This is a genomic window from Dyadobacter ginsengisoli DSM 21015 (genome assembly GCF_059568735.1).
In genome coordinates, this window is the sequence record NZ_JCANTY010000002.1 from 846,397 (window position 1) to 857,798 (window position 11,402).

Genomic DNA, 11,402 nt, shown 5'->3' on the forward strand with positions numbered 1-11,402 from the left:
ATATGGGCTCCATCGCATGCCCCATGCGATGGTAAGCCCCTGTTTTGCCCAAAAAATACATCATGTGCCCCGTGAAGGGGACAAACCAAATCCGTATGTTCCAGAAATTTATAGAAAGGCCCGTCCTTTCGACGGTTATATCTATCCTGATATTGCTGCTGGGGATCATATCGCTCACCACGCTACCGATCACCAAATTCCCCGATATTGCCCCGCCAACGGTACAGGTTACCGCCGTATACCCGGGAGCGAACGCAGAAGTCGTTGCCCGTGCGGTTGCGACACCCATTGAAGAAGCCGTAAACGGTGTCGAAAACATGACCTACATGACGTCATCGTCCAACAATGACGGCACCATGGCCCTGAATGTGTATTTCAAACAGGGAACCGACCCCGACATCGCCGCTGTAAACGTCCAGAACCGCGTTTCCAAGGCCATCAGCCAGATTCCTCAGGAAGTAGTGCAGGCTGGTATTTCGACGCAGAAACAACAGAACAGTATCATTATGTTCGTCGCATTGTCGAGCGAGGACAGCACTTACGATGAAACATTCCTGCTGAACTATATCAAAATCAACCTTGTACCTCAGTTGCAACGTATACCGGGGGTCGGTCAGGCGCAGCCGTTCGGTACGCGCGACTATTCGATGCGGATCTGGCTCAAACCCGACCGCCTCGCAGCTTATGGACTGTCGCCTCAAGAAGTAACCGGCGCCATCCGCGAGCAAAGTCTCGAAGCCGCTCCGGGACGACTGGGTGAAGCCAGCAAGGAGGTTTTTGAATATGTTTTAAAATACAAGGGAAAACTGACCCAAAACAAAGAGTACGAAGACATTATCATCAAAGCCAACAGTGATGGATCGGTGATCCGGCTGAAAGATGTGGCAAGGGTGGAATTCGGATCCTACACCTACTCTTCCAACGGCTTGCTGAACGGAAACGCCTCATCCGGGGTGGCCGTGTTCCAGACAGCCGGTACTAACGCCAACGACATTCTGATCCAGGCGGAAGCATTGATCGACGATTTCTCCAAAACCCTTCCAAAAGGGCTGAAAACAACGATCATGTACAACTCCAAGGACTTCCTGGACGAATCGATCAATCAGGTACGGTCCACGCTGCTCGAAGCATTCATATTGGTTTTTATCGTGGTTTTTATCTTCCTCCAGGACTTCCGCTCGACGCTGATTCCCGCCATTGCGGTACCGGTCGCGATCATCGGGACCTTCTTTTTCATGCAGCTCTTTGGGTTCACGATCAACTTCCTGACACTCTTTGCATTGGTACTTGCAATTGGTATTGTCGTGGATGACGCCATTGTCGTCGTCGAGGCCGTGCACTCGAAGATGGAACGATCCCATTTAGCCGCGCGACCGGCGACGGTCGAATCTATGAACGAGATTTCAGGCGCCATTATCTCCATTACCCTGGTGATGGCAGCAGTATTCGTACCGGTCGGCTTCATGCAGGGCCCGGCGGGGGTATTTTACCGACAGTTTGCATTTACGTTAGCCATAGCCATTCTTATTTCCGCCTTGAACGCCTTGACGCTCAGCCCGGCATTGTGCGCATTATTCCTGAAAAACACCCATGCGGAGGAAGCCAACGGCACACTCGTGCGCAAAGGCTTCTCAGCCCGGTTCTTTGCCGCATTCAATGCCGGTTTCGAATCGATGACCGGACGGTACATCAAAAGCCTGCAATTCCTGATCCGCCGCAAATGGATCACCATCGCCGCATTGGTCGTAATATCAGGAACAACGCTTTGGCTCACCCAAAAAACACCGACCGGCTTTATTCCTACGGAAGATCAGGGTTTCCTCCTGTATGCGCTCAACACGCCTCCGGGCAGTTCGCTCGACCGTACACACAAGGCCATGGCTCAGGTGGACAGCATTGTGAAACGCTCCCCTATCGCCGACCAGCGGTACATTGTGGAGGGTATGAACATCATTTCAAACTCCAATGCATCGCCTTACGGAGTAGGTTTTATCCGCATGAAACCCAAAGACCAAAGGGGTGAAGTGCAGGATTTCAACCAGATCGTAGGCATGATGTCACAGCAGGTACGGGCCGTGAGCGACGCGAATGCCTTCTTCTTTACATTCCCTACTGTCGATGGTTTTGGTAATGTCAGCGGCTTCGAGTTCATGCTCCAGGACCGCGGCAATGGCTCACTCGAAAAGCTGAGTGCCACTACCAATGCATTCCTGGGTGCCTTGATGCAGAAAAAAGAAATTGCTTACGCATTCACCACCTTCGCGACGGGCAACCCGCAGTTTATGCTGGAAATCGATAATGCGAAGGCCAAACAGCTGAATGTACCCGTAAACGAACTGCTGCAGACTTTGCAGATCTATTACGGCAGCAGCTTTGTCTCGGATTTCAACCGTTTTGGGAAATACTACCGCGTGATGGCGCAAGCCGACGCATCGTACCGCGCCGACCCCAATTCGCTGAACAGCATTTATGTTAAAAACACCGAAGGCGAAATGGTACCAGCCAACCAGTTGGTTAAACTTAAACGCGTATTCGGACCGGAAACCGTAACCCGCAACAACTTGTACAATGCGGTGATGATCAACGGAACGCCGAAACCCGGTTACAGTACAGGTGACGCCATCCGGGCCGTAAGAGAAACGGCCGCAGAAGTACTCCCGAACAACTACAAAACAGAATGGACCGGTATGACCCGTGAGGAGATCAATGCAGGTTCGCAGATCATCCTGATCTTCGTGTTGAGCCTTGTGTTTGTATACTTCCTGCTGGCAGCCCAGTATGAAAGCTACATTCTCCCGCTGGCCGTGATCCTGACGATCCCGCTGGGTGTATTCGGGGTAATGCTATTCATCAATTTGATGGGTATCGAAAACAATATTTATGTGCAGGTCGGTCTGATCATGCTCATCGGGTTGCTAGCTAAAAACGCGATCCTGATCATCGAGTATGCCGTACAGCGTCGGCGTGCCGGCATGAGTATCGTCGAATCCGCGCTCGAAGCATCGAAGCTGCGTCTGCGCCCCATCCTGATGACCTCATTCGCGTTCATCGTAGGGTTGCTTCCGCTGATGCGTGCATCCGGTGGCTCAGCTCTGGGTAACCGCTCGATCGGTACCGGTGCTGTGGGCGGGATGCTGACAGGCGTGATATTCGGGGTGTTTGCGATCCCCGTGTTGTATGTGATCTTCCAGTATTTACAGGAAAAGGTTGTCAAAAGGCCGATCGAACCGGTCGCTGTGGCGGAAGATACCCATTAAAATATCATTCGTTTCAAAGCCTTTCACGACGACTCCATTATCCAAGAATCATGAAAAAACATATCAGTTTATATCGAATACCGCTCATCGTGCTGCTGACCGCTTTGCTTGCCTCCTGTAAGGTGAGCAAAGACTACCAGCGGCCCGAACTAAGCCTGCCCAACCAGTACCGCAATGTGGCTTACGGCGACACCGCGACCATTGCGGATATGGGTTGGAAAGAATTTTTCCCCGATACCACGCTGCAAAAGCTGATCGACCGGGGTATCGCCTATAACTACGACCTGCAAATCGCGCTCAAACGCATTGATGTTGCACAGCAGCAGGTAAAACAAGCCAAAATGCTGCAATTGCCACGCGTGGATCTCCGAATTGCCGGACAGTACAACCGTCCATCGAGCAACAGCTTGAACGGGATCAGCGCCAGCAGCTTTCTCAAAGCGAAGCACATTGAAAACTACGTAACTGCTGTCGATGTGTCGTGGGAAGCCGATATCTGGGGTAAAATCCGCAGGCAGCAGCAGGCAACGCTGGGCCAATACCGGCAAACTTATGAAGCCACCAAAGCCGTACAAACCCGCCTCGTGGCCGATATCGCAACAGGCTTTTTCAACCTGCTGATGCTGGATAAGCAACTGGAAGTGGCGAAACACAACCTGGAACTGAGCAACAATACCCTCCGCCTGACCAACCTGCTGAAAGACGCTGGTGAAGTAACATCGCTCTCGGTACAGCAATCGGAAGCTCAGCGGGAAGCTATTTCATTACTCATTCCCCAGCTCGAACAGGACATCGCGATCCAGGAAAATGCTTTGCAGATTCTGGCCGGCCAGATGCCGAGCGCTGTTGAACGCAAAACCAAACTCGCCGATTTCAAGGCTAATGACAGCCTCGCTACCGGCGTACCAGCCGCCCTCGTAAGCCGCCGCCCCGACGTACGGGCGGCCGAGTTGTCGGTGTTGGTAGCCAATGCAGAGCTGGGCGTGGCGCAGGCCAGCATGTATCCATCGCTCGTGATTTCGGCCAGCGGCGGTATCGAGTCGTTCAAATCGAGCAACTGGTTCAATATTCCCGGATCATTGTTTGGCATTGCCACCGGTACTATCGCACGACCGATATTTGCACGCCGGCAGCTTAAAACCAATCTGGAAGTCGCCAAAATCCAGCGGGAACAGTCGGTGCTTGAATTCCGCCAGTCGGTATTGAACGCGGTAGGAGAAGTCTCCAACTCCCTGGTGGCGACGCAAAAACTGAAAGAGCAGGAAGCAATCGCCAACAACCAGGTAATGATCCTCCAACAAGCCATCAACAACGCGCAGCTACTTTACCAGAGTGATATGGCCAACTACCTGGAAGTGATCACTGCTCAGGGCAATGCGTTACAGGCCGAACTCAACCTGGCATTCATCCGCAGTCAGTCGCTTGTCGCGCGCGTCGATCTGTACCGGAGCCTGGGAGGTGGCTGGAAGTAATTTTCAGCTTCAAGCCGCAAACCGAAACACACCCTATGGATAAACATCTTTGTTAAGTGTAGTTAAGTAACAAAAAGCCGTCAGACCAGATCCGACGGCTTTTGTATTTTTTAGTGACGTTTCATTTTCGCGACCAGGTAGGGAGGCAATGCGTTTGTGGCTAACCTCAGCTTAGCTTTGTCAACATTCTTAACATTTTCCTTCGCCAGGTAATAATGGAAATTTCGGAAAAGATAGAATACCAGTGCGCGATTGTAATCGTCCAGCCCGTCATCGGCGATCATCCGGAGCATCAAGGCCTCCATTTCCGCGGCCTGCTTACTTTCTGACAACGATCGCCCCAGCCTGCTGATCGATCCGTAGTAATGGTTTGCGTGTAGATTTCCCGCCCTGAGTGTGATACCCATCATGAGGTCCGGCACATTGATATCGAGCACTTCCAGCTCTCGAATATACGTCTTACGCATGCCCTGAGCGTAGCTCCCGTCAGAAAGCCGGTCAAAGCGGTCGTTCATAATGTCGAGATGGGCACGCAGGAATATCTCCCAGTTTACTGTTTCAGCAGAAAGCCGGGCAATGTCCTGTGCATGGAGACGCGGGCTACTATCCATACTACACTTACCAGTCACGCTTCGGCTTCTTTTCAGATCGAGCGCCAGTTTCTTCGAACGGTACAATTCTACGTACTGTTCCAGATAAGTATTGCTTCCGCCACCGCCCATGGCCTCCATAACGGCGGCATCCAGCAATTCGTCAAAATGCTTTGTCGTTTTCCGAACGCTATCGATCCGTGACACCCTTAGCGAATCCCAAACCTGCATAAACCGGAGCCAGTTTTGAAGTGCTTCTTGGGTGGTATCTGCCGGAAGAGCCGGCGCATGGGTGACCTGCTCTACATATTCCATCAAATCCCCGACTTTAGAGCCAGCTGAATCAGACTCCTGAAAGGCGCGACTAAGTGCCTTCTCATGGTAAATCCGCGCGGAAGTATCGACCAGGCAGTCGGCATACCGGATCATACGCGCATAGTTTTCAGTAATGGGCTTTTGTGAGAAGTTTTCCAGGAAGTAAAAAGCGCTCACCGCTTCTTTTTCATCATTGTCGTACCGGGAAAACCATCGCCTGCCCAGCATCATATCAGGGAGCGTTTCTCCGTTCCGTGTCCTCAGTGAATACTCGTCGTACCGGTCGACACCCAGGCTCCTGAATGTGGTGACCGCCTTACCTTCGTCGTCAATTGACGGGTACCTTATCACCAGCAGATCCTTTTCCTTATAGACACGCGCATATTTGCGGACCAACTCGTCAAATGGCATCCCGTTCTCCATATCTGTCATGGCGGCTCTGGCATTCTTGCCGTTTACTCTTACATAATGAGCACGTGCCTGGGCGTTGGACAGGTATGCTTTTTCCAGGTCACAAACCTTGAATTTAAGATTCAGAGAGTCGACGATGAATTTCAGTTTGCGGATCGTGGCGTCGGAGTAAATCAACCCGTTTGGAAATTCAGCAAACTCGGTGTTCTGCGCAAAGCTGGTCAGCGTGAGCAGTATCAATGCGATAACAGGCAGTTTTTTCATAGCAGTTCGTATTAAAAGTCCATGCTTTTTCTGCTTGCCGACAGGTCAGTTTCTGCACTCGAACGTTCCTGCAAGCGACACTGCCAAGTAACACCGTTTTATTTATTTAATCAATATTTATATTAAATTTAATTATATATATTTTACCCCAGGATCGGTTCACTGAGTATCAATGTAACCAATGCAATTTTCGACCTGAAAAATAACTATCTTAACCCCATGCGTAAAAAAACCGATCGTCTTCTTTTAATGGTCGCCCCGGCGATCGTCCTGTCACTCACCTCTTGCCATTCTCCGAAATTACAGGTAGTTTATGAATCCAACAGCCGGGATAGCGCAACAGCGCTCCATCAGCAGCAGGTGTATCATTTGAAAAAGAAAGCGGTCCATGCGGATTTCACCTACCACAAACTGGCCGACATCGATGCAAACATTGGGCGGGCTCTAACGCCAACCACGCTGATGCCGGCATTTGCTCCGGTGAATGGCCCATACAACTATTATTTATTTCAAGCTACCTTCCAAGGAGAAGCCTACCACGCGGACGACAGCGAGCCAGCCGTCAAAAACTTCCACGATATCCTGATTATCAAAACAAACGATGATCACCGTATCATCGACGCTTATCACTATACCATGGAGTGGGCCGAGGTTCCATTGCAGCATGATCTCTTCCGATTAAGCCAACCCGGTTTGACGTTAAAAAATGGTCTGAACATCAAAGACCTGAAATTAGCAAGAACGGACTACTGGACAGAAGCCGATAAATTCCTGACTCAAACCGGCATCCTGAAATTACTGTGACCGAAACAACGGTGCGGTCGTTCCGGATCACCAACAAATCACCCATCTCTTTACGGCCTGGTAAATGTCTCGATCGCGTCCCCTACCCCCATAATCACCCGGGTGGCAACATTGATAAACAATCCATGCTCCACCACGCCGACGATGCCATCCAGTTGCCCGGCCAGTGACGCAGGATCGGCGATCAGGCCAAAATCGGTGTCCAGAAGATAATTACCCTGCTCGGTCACAAGCGGCTTGTCATCTACCAACCGAATCCGGCCGATTCCATTGATTTTCTTCAGTTGCGCCATGACATAGTTCCGGGCGTAGGGAATCACTTCCACCGGGACCGTAAACTTCCCGAGCAGATCGACTTTTTTGGAAGAGTCCGTGATAATAATTTGCGAAGCCGAGAGTGACGCCACCACCTTTTCCTTCAACAAGAAGCTGCCGCCGCCTTTGATCAGGTGCAGGTCCGTCGTGAATTCATCTGCCCCATCGATCGTGATGTCGATGGCATCCACCTCCTCGATTTTCAACAAGGGAATGTTCAGCGACTCAGCCAGCTCCCGGGTCTTTTCCGACGTCGGTACGCCTTTGATTTGCAATCCCTCCTTCACCAGCTCCCCGATTTCCCGGATCGCGATATATGCTGAGCTACCTGAACCCAGGCCGACGATCTGCCCGTCGGTAAGCCATTTGACCGCTTCCTTTGCGGCCAATATCTTTTCATTTGTCAGATCTTTCATTTTGCTATGATGCTGTCGAACCGAAATGGCGTGTCTTTGTCGGCAAATAAAGCTTATTTTTCAATAGTGTGGGTATTGGTTATGGCAAGGTTTTTGCGACGTATATCGTTAAAGTAAGATACAATGTCGTGCATTCCGGCACTTTTTAAATATAAACCACTCGTAACGTTATCCTTATGCCCAAATACCTACTTACAATGTCCGCCAAGCACAATGGGGAAATTGTCACCAGTTCGTACAATTTTGAAGCAAAATCACAAATCTCAGAAAATAAACTGATCAGCGACTATCAGGATTTCAATCCCCGTCACAACGACATTCGCGTGATCTCCTATATCGAAATCGCCTCGGACCTGCGCATGGAAATGCTGATCGATAACTCAACCCTATTGAGTAAGCTGGCCTATGCATAGGCTTCAATAAGGCACCGGCCACATTCAGGTTACTTTTTCCGGCACCTTCTTTCAGAAGCGTGCAGATATATGTATGTAGTCGAGTAGATGGAAGAATGGAAACCCATACCATGTAACGCCTGCACCATCTTCAGGATCCGGATGGATTTGCCGCCGCTTTAACATGGTATAGGATTCCAGGCAGTCTTTCGAATTACCTACATTAACGCTGCTACCTGATATCACGCATCACTTAGCCCGCTCGTACTGCACCGGCCAGGCCACATCTCCCTTCAATTCTTTCCCAGCCTGCAAAGGGAAGTAAGGGTTTCTTAACAGCTCCCGCGCCATGATGATCATGTCGGCGTCGCCATTGACCAGAATGGTTTCAGCCTGGGTTGCGCTTGTAATCATACCGACGGTACCGGTGAGAATACCTGTTTCACGCTTGATACGCGAGGCAAATGGCAGCTGGTAAGCCGGGCCGACAGGAATTTGCTGATGGCTGGCCACGCCTCCCGTAGAAACGTCGATGAGGTCAACGCCCCTGTCTTTAAGGATGTGCACAAGCTGTACCGATTCGTCGGGGTTCCAACCGTCTTCGGCCCAGTCGGTGGCTGAAATCCGGGTGAATAATGGCAGGTCTTTCGGCCAAACGGTCTGAATCCCGTCGATAATGCGAAGCAGTAGACGAATGCGGTTCTCAAATGTGCCGCCATACTCGTCTGTGCGGGTATTGCTTAGCGGTGAAAGAAACTGGTGAACAAGGTACCCGTGCGCTGCATGGATTTCGATCACGTTGAAACCAGCTTGCAAGGCACGTTTCGCGGCTGCTGCGAAGTCGCCTACAATCTTTTCAATACCGGTATCATCCAATGCGATTGGTTTTGGATAGGTTTCTGAAAATGGAATGGCAGACGGTGCGACAATCTCCCAGCCACCTTCGGATCGGGGTATTTCCCCCCGGCCTTTCCAGGGGGCGTTTGTACTTGCCTTACGGCCAGCGTGTGCCAGCTGAATCCCGGGGACGCAGCCCTGAGCGCTGATAAAAGAAGTGATTTGTCTTAGCTTTTCCAGGTGTTCATCCTTCCAGATACCTAGGTCGTCGGGGGAGATCCGGCCTTCTGGAGAAACGGCCGTAGCTTCGGTAATGATCAGCCCCGCTCCACCTACGGCCCGGCTACCCAGATGGACTAAATGCCAATCGGTCGCAAAGCCGTCGACGGACGAATACTGGCACATGGGCGAAACGATGATCCGGTTTTTAAACCGGATATTTTTGATAGTAACAGGAGAAAATAGTTTTGACATAGCAACAGGATTAGAATGGGGCTAATATAAAAAACAATTGCCACGCTCTGTCCTGTTGCCGTAATATCGGGAACGCATCAGCCTGCGGCTTTGGGATAACTTCCGCAGGAAAGGCTGTCAATAACCCGGGTTCTGCCGCATATTCACGTTGGAAGTCATTTCATTGACCGGTATCGGCTGCGCATAATCGGTTGGTGCCCATTGAATGGGTCCGCCCCGCACTTTCTGATAATAAACCGCCTCCTGGTCCCCTATTTTCCACCGGCATACATCGAACCACCAGTTGAATTCCCCGAAAAACTCAGCCCAGCGTTCGTATTTGAGCGGATCATTTTTCAGGACATTGTCGGATGCCATCGTGCCGGCGGTCAGGCTTGTGTAATCAACAGCCGATGGTTTATCGACCGGATGGTTATATGCGCGGCGTTTCACTTTATTGATGTATTCCAAAGCGTTAGCCTTGTCGCCGGTGTGCGCAAGCGTTTCGGCATAGAGCAGGTAAATGTCAGCGAGCCTCAGCCAGAGAATGTTGCTTCCGTTAGCCCGGTTGATTTCCAGTTCCGTACCATTCAGGTTAATGTATTTCCTGAAACTCCATGCCTCCATGTCCAGCTCATTGACATCCAGAAAATGTGAAATCGGCTTTTTCGCTCCGCTCACCACCATGGAATCCACATAGGGTTGCAGGCAGGCCACCCATAGCCGCGGGTCCACGGTTTTATTCGCCCGGGCGGCAACCGATTTGGTGATGTACGCTTTATCCACATTCGAAATATTCGGTGATGTCGTTCCGGCCGGGAAGTAGTGTCCTTCATCAAAGCCAAACCGGGCGATGTTTTTGGCATGAGGAAACACATTCGACCAGGCCGAGGCGATCGGCGCGCCGGTTGCGCCCACGTAAGATGGAGAGATCAAAGTACCCATCATGGAGCCCATCGACAAGTCTGTTGCGCCCGCAAAGCTCATATCGACATTCAGGTTCAGTTCGAACAGCGATTCTGAATTGAATTCGTTCTGCCCGTTGAACATTGTCTTGTACACATCGAAAGGCACCAGCGATTTACCACTCCCGCTGATCACATTGCCCAGAGTTGTTTTAGCATTACTCCAATCCTGCGTGTACACATAAGCCTTGCCCAGGAAACCTTTCACGCCCCATTCATCTACTTTATGCCTGTCAGTTGCCACGGTCCACTTCTTTCCGGCCAGCAGCGCTTCGGCCTTTTTCAGGTCACTGATGATAAAATCCCAGCATGCCCGGACCGTCGAACGGGATACCTGCGTTTTGGACAGGTCGTTGGCCACCGTCTCCTGGATCGGAACACCCATCTTATCCCGTCCGTTGCCGTCGATGATGAACCCCTCTCCCCAGAAGGTTGTGAGGTAGAAATAATACCAGGCGCGCAGGAAAAATGCCTGTCCTTTGATGAGCCCGATGGCCGCCTTATCGGTATCGGACGCGGTAGCGCTCAGCTTTTCAGCCCCGGCCAGCAAGGTATTGCAGCGCTGCACACCCCGCCAAAGGTCGGGCCAGGTTTGCAAAAGGAAGTTATCGCTCGGAAGCGCATTGTTTTGGGCCATCTGGATCCAGTTGGGCGATCCCTGCCAGCTGAGATCGCAGGTATGGTCCCACAGGTGCGTATTGTACGGGCCCATGGCGCGCCCGAATGTGCCCGCGGCATGCTGGGTCGCGTAGGCGCCGGTCAACAATTGTTCCAGGTCCGAAATTTTGTTCGGGTAAGCTGATGTGGCGATCGCGGTCGGGTTTTCGACATCCACGAAGCTTTGTTTACATGCCACCACAACGGCCAGCAGGGCCAGGAAGGACAGCTTTATGCATATTTTCATCATCCGT

At 51.3% G+C, this 11,402-nt stretch carries 8 protein-coding genes; 4 read left to right on the forward strand and 4 right to left on the reverse strand.

Features of this window, described 5'->3' with window-relative positions; all coding sequences use genetic code 11:
* Window positions 1-95: 95 nt before the first annotated feature.
* On the forward strand, window positions 96-3,257 hold the full coding sequence (locus tag BP71_RS09770) for an efflux RND transporter permease subunit (RefSeq protein WP_496378561.1): 3,162 nt from the start codon (window positions 96-98) through the stop codon (window positions 3,255-3,257).
* Between the two features lie 50 nt (window positions 3,258-3,307).
* Window positions 3,308-4,729, forward strand: coding sequence for an efflux transporter outer membrane subunit (locus BP71_RS09775; RefSeq protein WP_496378562.1), 1,422 nt, complete (start codon window positions 3,308-3,310; stop codon window positions 4,727-4,729).
* 110 nt (window positions 4,730-4,839) lie between these two features.
* On the opposite strand, the gene BP71_RS09780 is transcribed toward BP71_RS09775, so the two are convergent.
* Window positions 4,840-6,309, reverse strand: a complete 1,470-nt coding sequence (locus BP71_RS09780; RefSeq protein WP_496378564.1) for a hypothetical protein — start codon at window positions 6,307-6,309, stop codon at window positions 4,840-4,842.
* Window positions 6,310-6,528: 219 nt separating this feature from the next.
* Between BP71_RS09780 and BP71_RS09785 the strand changes: the two genes are divergently transcribed.
* The gene (locus BP71_RS09785) at window positions 6,529-7,113 is read left to right on the forward strand and encodes a hypothetical protein (RefSeq protein ID WP_496378566.1); all 585 of its coding nucleotides are present in this window, start codon (window positions 6,529-6,531) and stop codon (window positions 7,111-7,113) included.
* A 50-nt stretch (window positions 7,114-7,163) separates the two neighbouring features.
* Here BP71_RS09785 and rpiA read toward each other — a convergent pair whose 3' ends face one another.
* Window positions 7,164-7,844: a ribose-5-phosphate isomerase RpiA gene (rpiA, locus tag BP71_RS09790; RefSeq protein WP_496378568.1), complete on the reverse strand. Its 681-nt coding sequence runs from the start codon at window positions 7,842-7,844 to the stop codon at window positions 7,164-7,166.
* Window positions 7,845-8,041: 197 nt separating this feature from the next.
* Between rpiA and BP71_RS09795 the strand changes: the two genes are divergently transcribed.
* Window positions 8,042-8,257, forward strand: coding sequence for a hypothetical protein (locus BP71_RS09795; RefSeq protein ID WP_496378570.1), 216 nt, complete (start codon window positions 8,042-8,044; stop codon window positions 8,255-8,257).
* A 228-nt stretch (window positions 8,258-8,485) separates the two neighbouring features.
* On the opposite strand, the gene namA is transcribed toward BP71_RS09795, so the two are convergent.
* Both namA and BP71_RS09805 read right to left on the reverse strand, forming a co-directional pair.
* Entirely contained in the window at window positions 8,486-9,547 is a 1,062-nt protein-coding gene (gene namA, locus BP71_RS09800; protein ID WP_496378572.1) for an NADPH dehydrogenase NamA, read from the reverse strand.
* Between the two features lie 117 nt (window positions 9,548-9,664).
* On the reverse strand, window positions 9,665-11,395 hold the full coding sequence (locus BP71_RS09805; RefSeq protein ID WP_496378574.1) for a RagB/SusD family nutrient uptake outer membrane protein: 1,731 nt from the start codon (window positions 11,393-11,395) through the stop codon (window positions 9,665-9,667).
* Between the last annotated feature and the right edge of the window lie 7 nt (window positions 11,396-11,402).